Genomic DNA, 18,288 nt, shown 5'->3' with positions numbered 1-18,288 from the left:
CTGCGTCATCCGGACGTCCGTTCGCGCTCGTTCATGACGAGGCGAGCCTGGTGGCTCCTGCTCGGCAACTTCCTCGTCCCCGGCTCCGCGCAGGTGCTCGCCGGCAACCGGCGGCTCGGCCGGCTCGGCCTCGGCTTCACCCTCGGGCTGTGGGTCGCGCTGCTCGCGGCCGTCGTCCTCTACTTCGTCTTCCCGACCGGCCTCTACACACTGGTCACCTTCGACCTGTCGATGCTCGCCCTGCAGGCCGCGCTCGTGATCTACGGCGTCGTCTGGCTGGTGCTCACGCTCGACACGCTCCGGCTCATCAGGGTCGTGCGGGTGCGCCCGCGGATGCGCGGGGTGCTCGCCTTCGCCACGATCGCCCTGATGGCGGTCTCGGTCGGCACGGCCGGCTACGGCACCTACCTCCTCGGAGTCACCCGCGGCACGCTCTCGTCGATCTTCGGCGGCGGCGCGATCGAGGCCCCGATCGACGGCCGCTACAACGTGATGCTGCTCGGCGGAGACGCGGGCGAGGACCGCGATGGTCTGCGTCCCGACAGCATCTCGGTCGTGAGCATCGACGCGTCGACCGGCTCGGCGTCGATCATCGGGGTCTCGCGCGAGTTCGTCGACTTCCCGTTCCCCGAGGACAGCCCGATGCACGAGCTGTACCCCGACGGGTACAACACCGACAACTGCAACGTCGACGTCTGCAAGCTGAACTCCGTCTACACCGAGGTGGAGCTGAAGGACTCGGCGCTCTACCCCGACGCCGTCGCCGACGGCAGCGAGCCGGGCATCGAGGCGACGCGCGACGCGGTCGAGGGGATCCTGGGCCTGAAGATCCAGTACTACGCGCTGATCGACATGGAGGGCTTCGCCCAGCTCATCGACGCGCTCGGCGGGGTGGACATCGACTACCAGGGCAGCGAGCCGCTGCCGCTCGGCGGGCTCCCGGACTCCTCCGGCGAGATGCAGGGCGTCAACCAGTGGATCGATCCCGGTCAGTACCACTTCAACGGCGAGCAGGCGCTCGCCTACGCGCGGTCGCGGTACACGACGAGCGACTACGACCGCATGGCCCGGCAGCGCCAGGTGCAGGAGGCGCTGCTCGCGCAGTTCGAGCCGGCCAACGTCCTCTCCAAGTTCCAGGACGTCGCCGCCGCCGGATCCCAGGTGATCAAGACCGACGTGCCGCAGGGGATGCTCGGCTACTTCGTGCAGCTCGGCCTCAAGACGAAGTCGCAGCCGGTGCAGGCGATCGAGCTGGTGCCGCCGGCCGTGGATCCCGAGGACCCGGACTACGACGTCGTGCACTCGATGGTGCAGGACGGGCTGTTCCCCGACTCCGCCGAGTAGCCGCCCCGCCGGCTAGAGGTCGGCGTGCAGGGCCCAGACGCGCTCGGCCGAGTCGCGCCAGCTGAAGGCGCGGGAGCGGTCGCGGCCGGCGACGGCCAGCCGCTCGCGCAGACCGTTGTCGCCCAGCACGCTGCTCATCGCCAGGGCGAGCCGCTCCGGGTAGTCCTTCGCGTCCGCACGCTCCACCGCGACTCCGGCGTCGGCGGCGACCTCGAGCAGCGCGGGGTCGTCGGAGTGGACGACCGGCACGCCGAAATGCATCGCCTCCAGCACGGGCAGCCCGAAGCCCTCGGCGATGCTCGGGTAGACGAAGAGGGTGGCGCGGTCGAGCACGACCGCGAGGTCGGCGTCGCTCAGCACACCGAGGGCGCGCACGCGGTGCTCGTCGAGGCCCTGCTCGTCGGCGACGGAGGCGATGTCGAGCTCGCCCCACCCGGTGGGGCCGACGATCAGCAGGGGTATCGCGGGGGCGCCGGCGCCGCCGAACGCCGTGATCAGCGACACGAGGCCCTTGCGCGGCTCCAGCGTCCCGACGCTGAGCACGTACTCGGCGGGCAGCGCGAGCGCCTCGGCGCGGGCGTCGGCGTCGTCGGGCAGGACGAGGGAGGAGCCGACCGCTCCGCCGATCACGCGCAGCCGGTCGCCGAAGTCGAGCACCTGCGAGAGCTGCTGGGCGACCGCGTGGGTGGGCACGACGACCGCGTCCGCGAACTTGCGGGCCCGCTTCGCCATCGCGCGGTGCCACTTGGCGCCGTGCGGGGTCAGGGTCTCCGGATGCGTCCACGGCACCGTGTCGTGGATCGTGACGGCGATCTGCTCGCCCTCGCGGCCCTCGTGGTTGCGCAGCGGCGCGAACAGGCTCGGCGCGTGCATCATCCCGCCGCCGTTGGGGATGCCGATGCCGTACTGCCACGCGCGCGAGAGCTCCCGGCGGCCGAGCTGCAGGCGGTGGATCCGGGCGAGACCGGGGAGGCGGAGCCGCAGCTCCTCCTCCTTCTCGGGCGGATGGGCCGAGACGACCGCCTCCACCTCGCAGTCGCGGGGCGCCGTGCTGATCAGCTCGCGGGTGAGCTCCTCGGTGTAGCGGCCGATCCCGCCCGGGACCCGGGCGAGCATCTGGTCGACGACGACGCGGAGAGTGGTCGTCACGGGGTGACCGCCTCGAGCGGAGCGGCGGCGAGGGCGTCCTGCCACGAGCGCAGCGGCGCGAGGCCCGCGGCGGCCCAGGCGTCGTGCCCGAGCACCGAGTAGGCGGGGCGCGGGGCGGGGCGGACGAAGCTGCCGCTGTCGGTCGGGCGGATCCGCTCGGGATCCAGGCCCGCCTTCTCGAAGACGGCGCGCGCGAAGCCGAGCCAGGTCGTCTCTCCGGAGTTCGTGCCGTGGTAGACGCCGGCGGGTGCTCCGGAGTCGACGAGCTCGACGAGGCGCGCCGCCAGGTCTCCCGTCCAGGTCGGCTGACCGCGCTGGTCGTCGACGACCGAGAGCGTCTCGTGCGAGCCGGCCAGGCGCACCATCGTCTTCGCGAAGTTCGCGCCGTGCGCGCCGTACAGCCAGGCCGTGCGGACGACGTAGCCGCGGTCGGGGTTCGCCGCGAGGACGAGCTCCTCGCCCTCGGCCTTGGTGCGCCCGTAGGCCGAGATCGGACTGCGCGGGTGCGACTCGGAGTAGGGGCTCGTGGCGGAGCCGTCGAAGACGTAGTCGGTCGACACCTGGACGATCGCGGCCCCCGCCTCGGCGGCGGCACGCGCGAGGTTCCCGGCGCCGAGCGCGTTGACGCGGCGCGCCTCCTCCTCGTCGCTCTCGGCGTCGTCGACCCGGGTGTAGGCGGCGCAGTTCAGCACGGCGTCGTGGCCCGCGACGGCCGCGCGCACGGCGTCGAGGTCGGTGACGTCGAGGTCGCTGCGGCCCAGAGCCGTGAAGGGGCGCTCGCCGAGAGCGGTGCGGAGGTCGGTGCCGAGCATGCCCGAGGCGCCCGTGATGAGGAAGGTCACCGGTTCATCATGCCGGAGGGCCGCGGGCGGTGGGCGCTGCCGCACCGGGGCCGGGTGACTGCATGAAACACGCCCTCGTTACACTGGCGACCGTGCAGATCAGAGAGCTCGGTATCCCCGACGTGTACGAAGTCACCCCGCGCCAGTTCCCGGACGACCGGGGGGTGTTCTACGAGTTCTACCGCTTCGATCACCTGGCCGAGAAGGTCGGCCACCCGCTGTCGCTCCGGCAGGGCAACACCTCCGTGTCCCGGCGAGGCACCGTGCGGGGCATCCACTTCGCCCAGATCCCGCCGTCGCAGGCGAAGTACGTGTCGTGCTTCTCGGGCGCCGTGCTCGACTACGTGATCGATGTGCGCGTCGGCTCGCCGACGTTCGGCCAGTGGGAGTCGATCCTGCTCGACGACGTCGATCGCCGCTCCGTCTACATCGCCGAGGGCATCGCCCACGCGTTCGTGGCGCTGACCGAGGGCGCCGTGGTGTCGTACCTCGTCAACGCGACCTTCGACCCGGTCCGCGAGAAGGGCATCGACCCGCTCGACGAGCAGATCGGCCTGCGCTTCCCCGAGGAGGCGGGCGAGCTCCTGCTCTCGCCGAAGGACACCGACGCGCCGACGCTGGCGGAGGCCGAGGCGGCGGGCATCCTGCCGACCTGGGCCGAGGCGCGGGCGTTCTACGCCGAGCTGGACGGAGCGCAGTCGTGAAGGGCATCATCCTGGCGGGTGGTTCGGGGTCGCGGTTGTGGCCGATCACGAAGGGCATCTCGAAGCAGTTGATGCCGATCTACGACAAGCCGATGGTGTACTACCCGTTGTCGACGTTGATGATGGCGGGGATCGATGAGGTCCTGGTGATCACGACGCCGGAGTACAACGATCAGTTCCGGGCGCTGCTGGGCGACGGGTCGGCTCTGGGGATGCGGCTGGAGTACGCGGTGCAGGAGTCTCCGGACGGGCTCGCGCAGGCGTTCCTGATCGGGGAGGAGTTCATCGGCGGCGACTCGGTCGCTCTGGTGCTGGGGGACAACATCTTCCACGGGACCGCGCTGGGCACGGCGCTGGCGGCGAACACGGACATCTCGGGTGCGGTGATCTTCGCGTACCAGGTCGCGGATCCGCGCGCGTACGGGGTGGTGGAGTTCGATGCGGACTTCCGTGCGCTGTCGATCGAGGAGAAGCCGGTCGCGCCCAAGAGCAACTACGCGGTCCCGGGTCTGTACTTCTACGACAACGACGTCGTGTCGATCGCGAAGACCATCGAGCCCTCGGCGCGGGGCGAGCTGGAGATCTCGACCGTGAACGAGCGGTACCTGGAGGCGGGCACCCTGAACGTGCAGGTCCTGGACCGGGGCACGGCGTGGCTGGACACGGGCACGTTCGACTCGATGATCGAGGCGACGGAGTTCGTGCGGGTCATCGAGCAGCGTCAGGGCTTCAAGATCGGCTGCATCGAGGAGATCGCCTGGCGCAACGGCTGGATCGACGACCAGCAGCTCGCCGCCCTCGCCGCACCCCTGGTCAAGAGCGGCTACGGCGCCTACCTCGACCGGCTGCTCGAGCTCGGGCGCTGATCGTCAGCGGTGCGGGCGGAGCCGCATCAGCGCGACCCGGGCTCCGAGCCCGGCGCGCACGGCCGCCCGCACCGGAGCCTGGTACCAGGCCCCGTACTTCTGCGCGAGGTAGAGGTACGCGCTGCGGTGGTGCACCGCGAGCATCCGCGCCGAGGCGAGCCTCGTCGAGTGGCCGCCGAGGTGCGAGACGACGGCGTCGGCGAGGTAGACGTTCGTCCACCCGCGGCGGCCGAGGGAGTCGCCCAGCTGCACGTCCTCGAAGTACATGAAGTACCGCTCGTCGAAGCCGCCGATCTGCTCGAACGCCGTCCGCCGCACCATCACGCAGGCGCCCGAGAGCCAGCCCGCCGTCATGCTGCCGTGCTCGAGCGTCTCGACCGCGCGCGAGCGCCGGTACCGCCGCGACCACGGGTTGCCCGGCCACACGTGCGCGAGGAGCGCGTGGCCGATGCCCGTCCCGAGGGAGGGGAGGGCGCGCGCGGACGGGTAGATGCTGCCGTCGGAGTCGAGGATGCGCGGGCCGATCGAGCCGATGACCGGGTCGGCGGTGGCCGCGGCGTACAGGGCGTCGATCGAGCCGGGGAGGAACACCGTGTCGGGGTTCGTCACCAGGATCCACTCGAACTCGGGCCCGAGACGATCGACGGCGTAGTTGACCGCCTTGCCGTAGCCGAGGTTCTCGCCCGTCTCGTGGAAGACCACGTGGGGGAGCCGCTCCACCACGGAGCGCACCGAGTCGTCGGTCGTGGCGTTGTCGACGACGACGACGCGGACGTCGTGCTCGGTCGCCTCCGGGATCGACTCGAGGCAGGCGCGGAGCACCTCGCCCGAGAAGTGGGTGACGACGACGACCGCGATGGGCAACGTCGAGCGGGCGATGAGAGCCTCCGGGAGTGCGGCGTCGACGGCGGGGGACCGTCGGAAGAACTCGTCGAGGCTAGCACGCGGCCTCGCACGTCTCGGGGAGGCCCTCTGCGGCGTTGTCGTCTTGCGATACCGCCGGTATCGCGCCCTCCTCCGCCTTGCAGACGACCTCCCCGAGACGTGCGAGGGGGTCGGACGGGTTGCCGAGGCTCAGCGCACCGTGTCCAGGGGCTCGGTGCTCACGGCGACGGCGGCCGGCGAGAGCGTCTCTCCCACGGTCAGGGCGTCGACCGCGGGGGACCTGAAGACCACGAACTTGTACATGCAGTAGTTCCAGACCAGCCCGACGAAGACCGCGGCGGCCTTGGCGACGTTGATCGCGAGGAAGGCGTTCTCGCCCGCACTCGGGAGGAAGAGCAGCGACGTGCCGAACCGCGTGTCGAAGAACACCTCGAAGCCGTAGATGATCAGCGACTGCAGGACGAGCGAGCTGAAGCCGGTCACGGCGAAGAACTTGGCGAAGGTCCGGAACGAGGGGCGCCCCTCGTGCCGGAACACGAAGTAGTGGTTGAGGCCGTACGACACCGTGATGCCCACCAGGACCGAGAACACGTTGGCGAGGAGGGTCGGCAGGCCGACGAGCAGCGACAGCGCGTTCAGGATCAGGAAGTCCAGGGCCGTGTTCAGGGACCCCGCCACCATGAATCGAACTGTCTGCGACTGCAGCCAACGTGGCACAGGTGCTCCTCCGCGTGGTCCCGACGGCACCCGGACGGGCACGGTGGTGCCGACGCTACCCATCCCACCTGGGGCGCAGCCCGCAAGCCGCGCGCCGGTCCTCAGGAACCGGACCCCCGGCGTTCAGCCGATGGACACCGGTCAGGGGACGAAGAGCAGGTACCGCTTCGCCGCGTCATCGCTCGTGAGAGCCGGGGTCGTCGTGTCCGTGACGGTGCCGACGAGGGACGTCCAGGCCTGCGGGTCGTCGGGGTAGGCCGCGGTGTCCACCAGGATCGCGCAGGCGCCCGAGTCGCGGAACTCCTCGGCGAAGCCCTCGGGCGTCGTCGCGCCGTTCCACTCGTCGCCGGCCTCCGTGCCGCGGACGGCGCCGTAGCTGAACCGCAGGTCGTCGTCGGTGCTGTAGACGTAGGGCAGGCCCTCGTCGTAGTCGCCCATGCCGCCGATCGGCCCGGTCTCGGGGAAGCCCTTGAACGGGAGCTGGGCGACACCGCAGCCGACCGGCAGCTGCTCGTCCATCGCCGCCGTGAACTGGCGCAGCGACGCGTCCTCGCTCGGCACGAGCGGAACCGTCGACTCCACACCGGCGAGCTGGTCGACGGCGGCGACCAGGGAGACGAGGGCGAGGACGGGCACCAGGGCGCGCAGGCGCTTCGCCAGCATGTCGATGAGGATCGCGGCGACGCCCAGCGCGAGGAAGTCGATGACGATCGCCATCCGCGACCACACGCGGATCTCGGGGCTCACGTAGTAGGCGAGCATCGTGCCGAAGCCGCCGACGATGAAGAAGAGGAGCGCGAAGACGAAGGCGACCGAGAGGGCGCCGACGCGCGGATCGTCGAGGAACCGGAGGAGGCCGGGCCGAGTGTCGCGGCGGCGGAGCGACGAGCCCGCGACCATGCGCAGGAGGATGACCGCCAGGACCAGGATGATCGAGAGCGAGGCGATGACGGCGGTCGACGGGTTCTCGCCGCTCGTGAGGATCTGCGTCTCGGACTGGTAGTCGGTGGCGAGGTCGCGGAGGGAGGGGAAGCCGCTCGTCGTCGAGGGCAGCAGGAGCTGCTGCAGCTTGCCGCCGTAGTACTCCGACTCCTGCGGCGTCCGGCCGGAGAAGTACTTGGTGTACCGCTCGCCGAAGTTCAGCGAGAGGACCCCGACCTGCACGGCGATCAGCAGGCCGAGCGACCCGAGCGTGAACGTCGGCCAGGCGAGGGTCCGGAGGGGACGGCGTCCGATCAGCGCCGCGACGACGCTCACCGCCCAGGTGGTCCCGAGGATGATCGCGCCGAAGACGTAGTAGTAGGAGACGGTCCAGGCGACTCCCGCGGTCAGGGCGACCAGGAGCGCGGCGGTGACGATCCGGCGCCGACGGGTCGAGGAGATCCCCGAGACGAGGCGCGCGACCGGGTCGGTCGCCGGTCCGGCGACGACGAGCACCAGGATGCCGATCAGCGGGACCGACCAGTAGTTCGCGAGGAACGGGTGCCCGTAGTCGATGCGGACGAAGTGGTAGGGCAGGACGGCGCCGATCACTCCGAAGACCGTCGCGATCGAGGGGCGGACGCGCAGCGCACGGAAGAAGAGGTAGCCGGTCGCGCCGATCCCGGCGAAGCCCGCCACGTAGAACAGGTTGAGCACCCAGATCCCGTTCGGCACGAAGGGGCCGACGACGGCGACGAACAGCGCCGACCACGGATCGAACAGCGGCGAGAACAGGAGGTTCTGCGAGGCGGGGAAGCCGAGCTGCGTGTTCGGGAAGTAGGGGAAGACGTCCTGAGCGCTGCCGAAGATCGTGTAGTGCAGGATCTGGTCGTTGCCGCCGGCGGTCCAGCGCTGAGCGAGGTCCGCCGGGGTGATGTGCAGGGCGAGGACGCCCAGCACGGTCGCGATCACGGCGGTCAGGGCGGTCCGGCCGAGCTCGATCAGCACCCGCCTGCGTCCGGGCCGAGGTCGCCGCTGCTCCGGACCGGCGGGGGGAGCGGGGCGGACGGCGGCGCGGGTGTCGTGGGCCATGCTCGGGCGGGTCTCCTGGTCGTGGGTCGCGGCACAGGGGCCCGCGAGGCGATCGGGGATCGCGCGGGGGTCAGCATACGACACCGCCGTCCTCCGCCCCGGACGCTCTCAGACGGCGCGTCATCGGCCTGGGAATCGCGTCTGCGCGGCACGGTTCCGGCGGCGGACAGGGGGTCCGCTGGTAGCCTTCCACAGCTTCCACCGGCGGACGGTGCGCGTTCCCCGCTACGAAAACGGATACAGATGCTCTCCCTCGCAATAGTCACGCCCACCTACAACGAGGCCGACAACATCGGTGAACTCCTGCGCCGCATCGCCGCGGTCGCCGAGTCCGAGCCGGACACGCGGATCCGCTCGGTCATCGTCGACGACTCCTCGCCCGACGGCACCGCCGCGAAGGCGCGTGCCCTGGGTGCCGAGCTCGAGACGCGGACGTTCTCGGTCGAGGTGCTCGAGCGCACGACCAAGGAGGGGCTCGGAGCCGCCTACATCTGGGCCTTCGGGCGGATCCTCGAGGGGGAGGACGCCCCCGACCACGTCCTCCAGATGGACGCCGACCTGTCGCACGACCCGAAGTACATCCGCGACTTCCTGCGCGAGGTGCGCGACGGAGCGGACTTCGTCGTCGCCTCCCGGTACATCCCCGGCGGCGGGACGCCCGACTGGACGCTGGACCGCAAGATCCTGAGCCGGGGCGGCAACATCTACACCCGTCTCCTCCTCGGCCGGCGGCTCACCGACTGGACGGGCGGGTACAACCTCTTCAGCGCGGAGCTGCTGCACCGCATCTCGTTCGAGACCGTCGACGCCACCGGCTACGGCTTCCAGATCGCGCTCAAGCACCGCACCCTCGCCGCGGCGCGACGCATGCGCGAGATCCCGATCGTGTTCCTCGACCGCACCGAGGGCACGTCGAAGATCCCCGGCAACACGCTGCTGCGCAACCTCGTCCTGGTCCTGCGGATCCGGATGGGCCGGGGCGGAGGGCGATGACCTCGACGGTCGCGCACCGGTCGCGCCGGCGCGGCGCGGCGCTCGCCCGCGAGAGCGCGGGACTCCTCCTGGTCCTCGCCGCCACGCTCCTCGTCCTCTGGCGGCTCTCGAGCACTCCGTGGTGGACCTATCTGCTCTCGGAGGGCGACTCGCTCGCCCTCCCGCTGCTGGTGCAGTCGGTGCAGCGCGGCGAGCCGATGCAGTGGGTCATGACGAGCCAGCTGCTGCTCTTCCCCGAGCTGCCGCTGTACCTGGTGAGCCTCGCCCTCGCCGGCGGAGGATCAGCGGCGTCGCTCGTGGTCAGCGCGTTCGTCAACGTCGCCGTCCTCTATCTCGCGCTGCGCTGGCTCGCGGCGAGCGTGCTCGCCGGTCAGCGCCCGGCGCGCCGGGTCGCCGCCGCCGTCGTCGCGACCGGTCTCGTGCTCGTGCTCGTCGCCACCGAGGGGCGCGGGATGATCAACAGCGGCGCGTTCGCGAGCGGCATCCTCTTCACCACCTACTACTCGGGCGTCGTGCTCGCCGGTCTCGTCGTGCTCGCCCTGCTGGCGCAGGCGACCGCCGGATTCGATCCCGCCCGGACACCGCGGCCACGCACGCTCGTGCTCTCCCTTCTCGGGGTCGCCGTCGTGTCGGCGGCGACGACGCTGTCGAACCCCCTCTTCGCCCTGCAGTTCACCGCCCCGGCCGTCGCGTCGCTGCTCGCCGTGCTCGTGCTCCGCAGGATGGCCTGGCGCCTGGTCGCCCTGCTGTCCGTGGTCCTCGTCGTCTCCGCGGCGGCCGGGATGGCGGCGCGGAGCCTCCTGGTGCGGTTCGTCGCCGTCGACGCGTCGACCTACCTCCACCTCGAGCGGGCCGGCACCGCCGTCGACGGCTTCCTCCTGCAGATGCGGGAGGTCGGTGCGGCGCGCTCGGGCAAGCTCGAGATCCTGATCGTCGCGGGCCTCCTGCTCGCGGCGGCGGTCACCCTGCTGATCGCCCTCGCCACGCAGTCCCGGCCCGAGCGTCCCGGGTCGGTGCGCGACTCGAGCGTGGTGCTCTCGACCTTCGTGCTGGTCGCCGCCGCCTCGCTCCTGATCGGGCTGATCGTCACGGGGAGCCTCGTCAGCCGCTACCTCCTTCCGCTCGCCGTCTTCCCGGTGGTGATGGTGCTGCCGCTGGCGGGCCTGCGGCTCCCGCGCGCCGAGCGGCTCCGTGCCCCCGTGGCGACGCCCGTGCGCTGGGTGACCGGGGCGATCGTCGTCGCGGCGGTCGGTGCCGCGCTGGTCGTCGCCCTTCCTCCGGTCCGCGCCGCGGCGGCGACGGCGGGGAGCACGCCGGACCGCGCCTGCCTCGAGGAGTGGCTCGCCGGGCGCGACCTCTCGGGCGTCGGCTCGTTCTGGAGCACCCGGGCCCTCGAGCTCTACGGCGGCGAGGAGGTGGACGTGCAGCAGGTGAACTTCGACTTCAGCGTGCAGCTCTGGATGAACAACGCCGCGGCGTACGAGGACACGACCTTCAGCTTCGTGCTGGCCGATCACGAGCCGGACTGGGCGCCGCTCGCCCTCACTCAGCTCGGCGAGCCGCGCGCGATCACCACCTGCCCGACGTTCGATGTCTACGACTACGCGGGGACCACCGGCGAGAGCGTGCTGAACGAGCGGGTGGCGACGAGCCTGGCCGCAGAGAGGGCCGAGCATGGCTTCTGAGCCGATGACGCGTCGACGCCGCCTCGTGCCGGAGCTCGGCTGGGCGGTGGCGGCCGCCGTGGTCAGCACCCTCTCCGCGGCGATCGCGCTCCGCGTGACACCCGCCGCTCTGACCGAGCGCTGGCAGGTCGGCGGCGACGACCAGATCCTGCACTACCTGCTGTTCCGCAGCGCGACGCAGAGCTTCCCGTTCGCCGAGAACGGCGCGCTCGGCTTCCCGGACGGCTTCAACGCCTTCTTCACCGCGCAGTTCGACGTCGCCTCCGCCCTGATCGCGGCCGCGCTGGCGCTCGTCATCCACGACGGCTTCCTGCTCCTCAACGTCTTCCACCTGCTCACCTTCGCCCTGGTCGCCCTGACCGGGTACGCGTTCTTCCGCTGCCTCCGCACGCCCCCCTGGACGGCCGCGCTCGTGGCGACGCTGTTCAGCCTCGCCCCGTACCACTTCCTCCGGCTGGGGGCGGGTCACGCGTTCCTCGCCAACTACTGGGCGATCCCCCTGCTCGGGACCCTGGTGCTGACGGTCGCCGGAGAGCGGACCGACCCGTTCCGCGCCTGGATCGCGCGCGCGGCGAACCGGCGCGCGCGAGTGCTCCGCGGTGCGGTTCCGGTCGTCGTGCTGCCGCTGCTGATCGCGAGCTCGGGCGGCTACTACTACGTCTTCAGCCTGCTCGTGCTCGCCGGGGTGTGGCTCCTGGGTGCTCTCGCCGCGGTCGCGACCCGTGCGCGGGTCAGGGATGCGCTGCTCCGGGCTCTGCCGCTCCTCGCCCTCGGCGGGCTGGTCGGCGTCGAGCTGCTGCTGCTCGGGGGAGGGTACGGGGAGCGCACCGCGCGCTACTTCGAGAGCCGGGGCCCTGGGGAGTCCGAGACGTTCGGCGGCAAGATCCTGACGCTGTTCCTGCCCTGGCAGGGCACGCAGGTCCCCAAGATCGGCGCCCTGACGAACATGTACGAGAACGCGACGGCGGTGGCCAAGGCGACCGAGCCGACCGGCATGCCGGTGCTCGGCATCGTCGGCCTCTGCCTCCTCCTGGTCTCGCTGCCCCTGGTGGGCCTGGCCGGAGGCCGCGCCCTGCGCGCCACCGCCTTCGGCCGACTGGTGTCGGACGAGCGCCTCCGCGTCCTCGCCACGGCGACGCTGTGGACGCTCCTCTTCTACGTGATCACCGGCTTCGGCATGGCCGTCGCCGTCTTCGCGAGCACGACCGTCCGGGCCTGGTCGCGGCTGTCCATCGTCCTCGTGCTGTTCGCGCTCGGAGCGGTCGCCGTCGTCCTGGCCCGCCTGTCGGGTCGCTGGGTGCGGACGATCGTGGTCGCGGGCGTGATCGTGGTCGCGATCGCGGATCAGCTCGCCGGGGTCGCCCGGTTCGTCCCGCTGTCGCCGACGGAGGACGACGAGATGGCCGCCCTCGTGGACGAGACGGAGCAGGCGCTGCCGGACGGCTGCGGAGTGGTGCAGCTGCCGGTCAAGAGCTTCCCCGACAGCGGTCGCATCGGCGCGATGGCCGACTACGACGAGGCGCTTCCCTACCTGTACACCGAGGAGGGGCAGCTCGAGTGGAGCTACGGCGCGATCCGCGGCACCACGGGCTTCGAGGTGTTCGGCGACGTCGAGACGCCCCAGGAGTTCGCCGCCGCCGTCGAGTCGAGCGACGCCTGCGCGATCTACGTCGACACCGCGGCCTACACCGAGCAGGTGGGCGCATGGCAGGACGACGTCCTCGCCGCGAGCGGATCGCTGACTCCGCTCGCCTCGTCGTCCTCGGGACGCTGGCTCGTCTTCGCCGTTCCGCGCTGACGCGGCGGACCCGCGCTCAGTCGACCAGGAAGAGCTCGTACCGGCCGTCCTCCGAGTCGAGCGCGGGAGCGTCCGCGTCGCTCACCGCGTCGACGAAGGGCTGCCAGCCGTCGACGTCCTCGGTGTACGCGCTGAGGTCGACGAGCACGGCGCAGGCCCCGGAGTCGTCCACCTCGTCGCCGAAGACGGTGGGAGTCGTCGCGTCGTTCCAGTCGTCGGCGCCGCGGGTCCCCACGACGGCGCCGTAGCTCCAGCGCAGATCGTCGCGCGCGCTGTAGATGTAGGGGAGGCTCTCGTCGTAGTCGCCCATGGCGCCGATGGCGCCCGTCTCGGGGAAGTCCTTCAGCGGCAGCTGGACGATGCCGCAGTCCTCGGGGAGCGTGTCGTCGACCTCCGCGGCGAACTGCCGCAGAGCCGTGTCGGGCGCCGGGCCGAGCGGCAGGGCGGCGCTCACGCCTCCGAGCTGATCGACCACGGCCACGGCGGCGATGAGCACCAGCACTCCGCCCCGCAGCAGAGGCCGGCGCACGAGCGCCTCCAGGGCGATCGCGGCGACGCCGAGGGCGAAGAGGGCGAGCACGATCGAGAACCTCGACCAGGCACGGATCTCGGGGGAGCCGTAGTAGGCGAGCAGCGCCCCGAGCCCCGCCGTCGTGAAGAACAGGAGGGCGACGACGAAGGCACTCGACAGTGCGCCGACGCGCTCGTCCGAGAGCAGTCCCGGTGCATCCTCGGTGCCCCTGCCGCGCAGCCGCGGCGCGAGCAGCCGGGCCAGGACGACGACGACGATCACCACGTAGGCGACCGAGACGACGACAGCGGTGCTCGCGCTCTCGGAGGTCTGAAGGATCCCGGTGCTCGCGGCGTAGTCCTGCGAGAGCGAGGAGAGCGGGGCGAAGCCGCTCCACCGCGCGGGCAGCAGGAGGTCCATGATCTTGCCGCCGTAGAACTCCGACTCCTGCGGCGTCCGGCCGGCGAAGTACTTCGCGTAGCGCTCGCCGAGGTCGAGGGAGAGGACGGCGAGCTGAGCGCCGATCGAGGCCAGCAGCACTCCGACGGTGATCGTCGGCCAGAGCATCGGCCGCCACGACCGGGTCACCGCGGCGACGACGAGCCGGACGAACCAGACGGCTCCGACGACGAGCGCCGCGAAGACGAAGTAGTACGACTGGGTGAAGGCGGTGGCCCAGCACAGCGCGAGGATCGGGAGCAGACGCCGGACGAGACGCATCCGCCTGCTCGATCCGGCGGCGATCCACGCGCCGAAGGGATCGGCGCGGCCGCCCGCGACGACCAGCACGAGGAGCCCGATGAGCGGGACGGCCCAGTAGTTCGCCAGGAACGGGTGCCCGAGCGCGAGCTGGTCGAAGTGGTACGGCAGCACCGCGAAGACGACGCCGACGACGAAGGAGGTCGCCCGGTGCAGCCGCAGACCCCGGAAGAAGAGGTACGCGGTGAACCCCGTGCCGACGAAGGCGAGGAGGTTGTAGACGTTGAGCGCCCAGACGCCGTCGGGGAGGACGACCGCGAGGGCCGACACCAGCACGGCCGACCACGGATCGAAGAGCGGGGCGAAGAACAGGTTCTGCGAGGCGGGGAAGCCGAGCTCGTCGTTCGGGAGGAACGGGAAGACCTGCGAGGCGCTCGTGAAGATCGAGTAGTGCAGGATCTGGTCACCGCCGCCGGTCGCCCAGCGCAGCCCGAGGTCGGCCGGCGAGATGCGCCAGGCGAGCACGGCGAGAACGGCGCTCAGCACTCCCGCGGCGAGGGCCATCGCCGCCTCGACGCCGAGGAGGCGCCAGGGCGCGACGCCGCGGATCCCGTGTGCGGGGCCGGTAGTCGTGCTCGCATCGGTGGTCATCGCGCGTACCTCGTTCGGATCGGTGGTCCGGGGGAGGGATCGATGCGGGTCACACGATCCCCCAGCTCTGCGTGTACACGTCGAAGGGGGCGGTGAAGAACCACACCGCGTAGCCCTCGATCACCTCGCGGGTGCCGCCGTACCCCGCGGCGAGGCCGGCCAGCAGCTGGTCGTTCGCCTGGTCGGGGTCGACCACGAACGTGCGAGGGGCCTCCTCGGCCGCCGCGACCTCGAAGGGGGTGTACCGGCGGTTCACGAGCGCCGCGGCGGTGACGCCCTCCTCGGTCTCCGCGGCGAGGGCGTACGAGAGCCAGTAGTTCGCGTAGACGTGCTCCACGCCCCTCTGCTCGAGGGCGCTGCCGAGGGGGGCGAGCCGCGGGTCGAAGCGCGAGCTCTGCCCGGCGAATCCACCGGTCGACTGAGCGACGAGTGCGAAGGTCAGAGCAGGTGCGACCGCCAGGGCGACCCAGGCGGCGGGCCGGAACCTCGCGACGGCCCAGCCCACCGCGGCGGCCAGGGCCGGCGCGAGCAACACGGAGTAGCGCCGGGAGTCGGCCTGCAGCTCGACGCCCGAGCCGTAGACGAGGACGCAGACCACCAGCACGGTGCCGACCGCGAGCATGACGGCGCCGCTGCGGCGGCGCACGGCACCGGCGAGGCCGAGCCCGAGGATCGCGACGACGGCCACGACGGCGATGACCCGCGCGGCGCCCCGGTCGTCGACGTCGACGAAGGCCGCGGGGAGGAGCTTCGTGAAGACGGTGGCGAAGCTCTCCCAGTGGATGCCGGTGGCGGCTCCGGCGGGCGTCGTGACAGGGGCCGACACAGCGGCGGCGAGCCAGGGGGAGGCGCCGATCGCGGCGGACACGGCGGCGGCGAGCCAGCCCAGCGGTCGCAGACCGCCGCGCAGGAGGAGTCCGACGGCCCCCGGCGCCGCGAAGGCGAGCGCCATCGGAGAGGTCCACAGCGCCAGTCCGCAGAGCAGGCCGGCGGCGATCCACCAGCCGAGTCGCCGGGGATCGCGTGCAGCGACCGCGATCGCGATCACCCCCAGTCCCAGCACGAGCGAGGTCGAGTAGAAGCCGGGGTCGCGCGTGCTCCCCCGGAGGATGTCGAGGCCGGGGAACCAGAACAGGATCGCGGCGACGTCTCCCGCCAGGGGGCCGACGCTCCGCCCGACGATCGTCCGCAGCAGGATCGCCGCGCCCGCCATCCAGAGGACGGAGACGAGGGGCATGACGACCGGTGCGGTGCCGACGAGCGCCATCGCCCCGGCAATCGAGACCGAGAGGAGCGAGCCTCCGTAGCTCTGGCCCCAGAAGAACGGACTGAACTCGCCCTCGAGCATGTGCTTCGCCATCAGGTAGACGACGGCGTGGTCCGAGTCGAGCTGGTGCGCACTGCTGAACGTGTAGGCGATCCGCAGCGCGAGGCCGACGAGCAGGAGGAGCCAGAACGCGATGCCGCTCGGCCGCCAACGCCATCGAGGCCCGGCGATCGCCGGCTCCGGTGCGACGAGCAGCGACATCAGATCCTCCCTCGCCGCGGCCGGCTCCTGGCAGCGCGCGAGCAGCCCCTCCGGGCGGCCACCACCCTAGACCATGGACGGATCGGGGGACCCGCGCGGCACGATCGGAACGGAACCGCCCCGTGCTACTGTCGTCCGGTTCTCGCACCGGCGAGGAGCGGAGTGCGCGGAAGGCCGAGAGAACCATGAGCAGACGATTCCTCGTCGCCGGAGGGGCCGGATTCCTCGGTTCGAACCTCACCGCCGAGATCCTGCGCCGGGGAGACTCCGTCGTCGTCCTCGACAACCTGATCACCGGGTCGACGCGCAACATCGCCGAGTTCCGCAGCCACCCCGCCTTCACCTTCGTGGAGGACGACGCCGAGAACGCGCTGTCGATCCCCGGCCCCTTCGACGTCGTCCTGCACTTCGCGTCGCCCGCGTCGCCTCCGCGCTATCTCGCCCACCCCATCGAGACGCTGCACGCGGGGTCGTCGGTGACGGAGGCGCTGCTCGAGGTCGCCAAGCGCGACGGCGCCCGCATCGTCGTGTCCTCCACCTCCGAGGTCTACGGCGACCCGGCCGTGCACCCGCAGACGGAGGAGTACTGGGGCAACGTCAACCCGAACGGGCCGCGCAGCGTCTACGACGAGGCGAAGCGGTACGCCGAGGCGATCACGTTCGCGTACCGCCGCTACTTCGGCGTCGACACCGGGGTCATCCGGATCTTCAACACGTACGGCCCGAACATGGACATCGACGACGGCCGCGCCGTCCCCGCCTTCGTGAAGGCCGCGCTCGCGAACGAGCCGATCCCGATGCACGGCGACGGCACCCAGACCCGGTCGCTGCTCTTCGTCGACGACCTCGTCGAGGCGATCCTCCTGATGGCCGAGTCGCAGGACGCGGGCCCGGTGAACCTGGGCAGCGTCGACGAGCTCGAGCTGGGCGAGATCGCCCGCCGGATCGTCGCGATCATCGGCAGCGACTCCGAGATCCGCTACGAGCCCCGACCGATCGACGACCCCGAGCGGCGCAAGCCCGACATCAGCAAGGCCCGCGAGATCCTCGGCTGGGAGCCGACCATCCCCCTCGAGGACGGGCTGACCCGGACCATCGCGTGGTTCGCGTCGACCATCGTCACCGCCGCGCCCTAGGGCACCCGAAGACGCCACCGTAGAGAGAGAACCGCGACCCGTGAAGCTGTCCATCCTCATGCCCGTCTACAACGAGCAGGCGACCCTCCAGAAGGCCGTCGATCGCGTGCTCGCGATCGAGTTCCAGGACGGCGTCGAGATCGAGTTCGTGATCGTCAACGACGGCAGCAGGGACCGCACGAAGCAGATCCTCGACGCGCTCGAGGACCCCCGCATCCGCGTGTTCCACCAGAGCGTGAACCAGGGCAAGGGTGCGGCGATCAGCCGCGCGGTGAAGGAGGCGACCGGCGACTACGTCATCATCTGCGACGCCGACGAGGAGTACCGGCCGAGCGAGATCCCGTCGCTGCTGCAGCCCGTCCTGGACGGCGACGCGCAGCTGGTCTACGGCAGCCGCACCTTCGGCTCCCACACGTCGTTCTCGTACTGGTACGTGATCGGCAACAAGGGTGTGAACCTCGTCACGAACATCCTCTTCAACGCCTACATCTCCGATGTCGAGACCTGCTTCAAGCTCATGCCGTTGAGCCTCTACCGCTCCCTGGACATCAAGGAGAAGGGCTTCGGCATGGAGGCGGAGGTCACCGCGAAGCTCCTCGCCCGCGGCTACCGGCCGTACGAGGTCGGCATCAGCTACAAGGCCCGCACCCGCGAGGAGGGCAAGAAGATCACCGTCCGCGACGGCTTCGAGGCCCTCTGGATCCTCGCGAAGATCCGCGTGCGCGAGGGCTCGCGCACGCGCCCGCCGCAGAGCACCGCGTCCTGAC

General features: G+C 71.3%; 15 protein-coding genes. 8 read left to right on the top strand and 7 right to left on the bottom strand.

Annotated elements, in window-relative coordinates; all coding sequences use genetic code 11:
• Window positions 1–33: 33 nt before the first annotated feature.
• Entirely contained in the window at window positions 34–1,344 is a 1,311-nt protein-coding gene (locus GSU68_RS12250; RefSeq protein ID WP_244259266.1) for an LCP family protein, read from the top strand.
• 12 nt (window positions 1,345–1,356) lie between these two features.
• Here GSU68_RS12250 and GSU68_RS12245 read toward each other — a convergent pair whose 3' ends face one another.
• Together GSU68_RS12245 and rfbD are read right to left on the bottom strand one after the other, a co-directional pair.
• Window positions 1,357–2,493 (bottom strand): glycosyltransferase family 1 protein, encoded by a 1,137-nt coding sequence (locus tag GSU68_RS12245; protein WP_244259265.1) that lies wholly within the window; start codon window positions 2,491–2,493, stop codon window positions 1,357–1,359.
• Window positions 2,490–3,335, bottom strand: coding sequence for a dTDP-4-dehydrorhamnose reductase (gene rfbD / locus GSU68_RS12240; protein WP_159908696.1), 846 nt, complete (start codon window positions 3,333–3,335; stop codon window positions 2,490–2,492). Before rfbD ends, GSU68_RS12245 begins: the two co-directional genes overlap by 4 nt.
• Before the next feature lie 92 nt (window positions 3,336–3,427).
• Here rfbD and GSU68_RS12235 point away from each other — a divergent pair, with 92 nt between their 5' ends.
• Both GSU68_RS12235 and rfbA read left to right on the top strand, forming a co-directional pair.
• Complete coding sequence (locus tag GSU68_RS12235; protein ID WP_159908694.1) at window positions 3,428–4,039, top strand: dTDP-4-dehydrorhamnose 3,5-epimerase family protein; 612 nt, start codon at window positions 3,428–3,430, stop codon at window positions 4,037–4,039.
• Window positions 4,036–4,905 carry a glucose-1-phosphate thymidylyltransferase RfbA gene (gene rfbA / locus GSU68_RS12230; RefSeq protein WP_159908692.1) on the top strand — a complete coding sequence of 290 codons (870 nt, stop codon included), beginning with the start codon at window positions 4,036–4,038 and terminating at the stop codon, window positions 4,903–4,905. Before GSU68_RS12235 ends, rfbA begins: the two co-directional genes overlap by 4 nt.
• A gap of 3 nt (window positions 4,906–4,908) precedes the next feature.
• Here the strand turns inward: rfbA and GSU68_RS12225 are convergent, their stop codons facing one another.
• The 3 genes from GSU68_RS12225 to GSU68_RS12215 form a co-directional block, all read right to left on the bottom strand.
• Window positions 4,909–5,769 carry a glycosyltransferase family 2 protein gene (locus tag GSU68_RS12225; RefSeq protein WP_244259264.1) on the bottom strand — a complete coding sequence of 287 codons (861 nt, stop codon included), beginning with the start codon at window positions 5,767–5,769 and terminating at the stop codon, window positions 4,909–4,911.
• A gap of 210 nt (window positions 5,770–5,979) precedes the next feature.
• The gene (locus GSU68_RS12220; RefSeq protein WP_244259263.1) at window positions 5,980–6,471 is read right to left on the bottom strand and encodes a GtrA family protein; all 492 of its coding nucleotides are present in this window, start codon (window positions 6,469–6,471) and stop codon (window positions 5,980–5,982) included.
• Between the two features lie 177 nt (window positions 6,472–6,648).
• Window positions 6,649–8,520 carry a hypothetical protein gene (locus GSU68_RS12215; protein ID WP_159908688.1) on the bottom strand — a complete coding sequence of 624 codons (1,872 nt, stop codon included), beginning with the start codon at window positions 8,518–8,520 and terminating at the stop codon, window positions 6,649–6,651.
• Window positions 8,521–8,763: 243 nt separating this feature from the next.
• On the opposite strand from GSU68_RS12215, the gene GSU68_RS12210 reads away from it, so the two are divergent.
• From GSU68_RS12210 to GSU68_RS12200, 3 genes are read left to right on the top strand one after another with little or no spacing between them, the layout of a single operon-like run.
• Window positions 8,764–9,513: a polyprenol monophosphomannose synthase gene (locus tag GSU68_RS12210; RefSeq protein ID WP_159908686.1), complete on the top strand. Its 750-nt coding sequence runs from the start codon at window positions 8,764–8,766 to the stop codon at window positions 9,511–9,513.
• Window positions 9,510–11,198, top strand: coding sequence for a hypothetical protein (locus GSU68_RS12205; protein ID WP_159908685.1), 1,689 nt, complete (start codon window positions 9,510–9,512; stop codon window positions 11,196–11,198). Before GSU68_RS12210 ends, GSU68_RS12205 begins: the two co-directional genes overlap by 4 nt.
• Window positions 11,188–12,996 (top strand): hypothetical protein, encoded by a 1,809-nt coding sequence (locus GSU68_RS12200; protein ID WP_159908683.1) that lies wholly within the window; start codon window positions 11,188–11,190, stop codon window positions 12,994–12,996. The genes GSU68_RS12205 and GSU68_RS12200 overlap by 11 nt, the downstream gene beginning before the upstream one ends.
• 16 nt (window positions 12,997–13,012) lie before the next feature.
• On the opposite strand, the gene GSU68_RS12195 is transcribed toward GSU68_RS12200, so the two are convergent.
• Both GSU68_RS12195 and GSU68_RS12190 read right to left on the bottom strand, forming a co-directional pair.
• Window positions 13,013–14,857: a hypothetical protein gene (locus tag GSU68_RS12195; RefSeq protein ID WP_159908681.1), complete on the bottom strand. Its 1,845-nt coding sequence runs from the start codon at window positions 14,855–14,857 to the stop codon at window positions 13,013–13,015.
• A gap of 49 nt (window positions 14,858–14,906) precedes the next feature.
• Window positions 14,907–16,385 (bottom strand): hypothetical protein, encoded by a 1,479-nt coding sequence (locus GSU68_RS12190; RefSeq protein WP_159908679.1) that lies wholly within the window; start codon window positions 16,383–16,385, stop codon window positions 14,907–14,909.
• 185 nt (window positions 16,386–16,570) lie between these two features.
• Between GSU68_RS12190 and GSU68_RS12185 the strand changes: the two genes are divergently transcribed.
• Both GSU68_RS12185 and GSU68_RS12180 read left to right on the top strand, forming a co-directional pair.
• Window positions 16,571–17,521, top strand: coding sequence for an NAD-dependent epimerase/dehydratase family protein (locus tag GSU68_RS12185; RefSeq protein WP_159908677.1), 951 nt, complete (start codon window positions 16,571–16,573; stop codon window positions 17,519–17,521).
• A 40-nt stretch (window positions 17,522–17,561) separates the two neighbouring features.
• Window positions 17,562–18,287 carry a glycosyltransferase family 2 protein gene (locus GSU68_RS12180; protein WP_159908675.1) on the top strand — a complete coding sequence of 242 codons (726 nt, stop codon included), beginning with the start codon at window positions 17,562–17,564 and terminating at the stop codon, window positions 18,285–18,287.
• The last annotated feature ends 1 nt before the right edge of the window (window position 18,288 follow it).

The organism is Rathayibacter sp. VKM Ac-2759 (genome assembly GCF_009834225.1).
Classification (GTDB): domain Bacteria; phylum Actinomycetota; class Actinomycetes; order Actinomycetales; family Microbacteriaceae; genus Rathayibacter.
This window is presented reverse-complemented; position numbering and strand designations above follow the sequence as displayed.

Coding starts and splice junctions, on each gene's coding strand:
- GSU68_RS12250 (WP_244259266.1), top strand. CDS start 34: ATGACGAGGCGAGCCTGGTGGCTCCTGCTCGGCAACTTCCTCGTCCCC.
- GSU68_RS12220 (WP_244259263.1), bottom strand. CDS start 6,471: ATGGTGGCGGGGTCCCTGAACACGGCCCTGGACTTCCTGATCCTGAAC.
- GSU68_RS12215 (WP_159908688.1), bottom strand. CDS start 8,520: ATGGCCCACGACACCCGCGCCGCCGTCCGCCCCGCTCCCCCCGCCGGT.
- GSU68_RS12210 (WP_159908686.1), top strand. CDS start 8,764: ATGCTCTCCCTCGCAATAGTCACGCCCACCTACAACGAGGCCGACAAC.
- GSU68_RS12205 (WP_159908685.1), top strand. CDS start 9,510: ATGACCTCGACGGTCGCGCACCGGTCGCGCCGGCGCGGCGCGGCGCTC.
- GSU68_RS12200 (WP_159908683.1), top strand. CDS start 11,188: ATGGCTTCTGAGCCGATGACGCGTCGACGCCGCCTCGTGCCGGAGCTC.
- GSU68_RS12195 (WP_159908681.1), bottom strand. CDS start 14,857: ATGACCACCGATGCGAGCACGACTACCGGCCCCGCACACGGGATCCGC.
- GSU68_RS12190 (WP_159908679.1), bottom strand. CDS start 16,385: ATGTCGCTGCTCGTCGCACCGGAGCCGGCGATCGCCGGGCCTCGATGG.
- GSU68_RS12185 (WP_159908677.1), top strand. CDS start 16,571: ATGAGCAGACGATTCCTCGTCGCCGGAGGGGCCGGATTCCTCGGTTCG.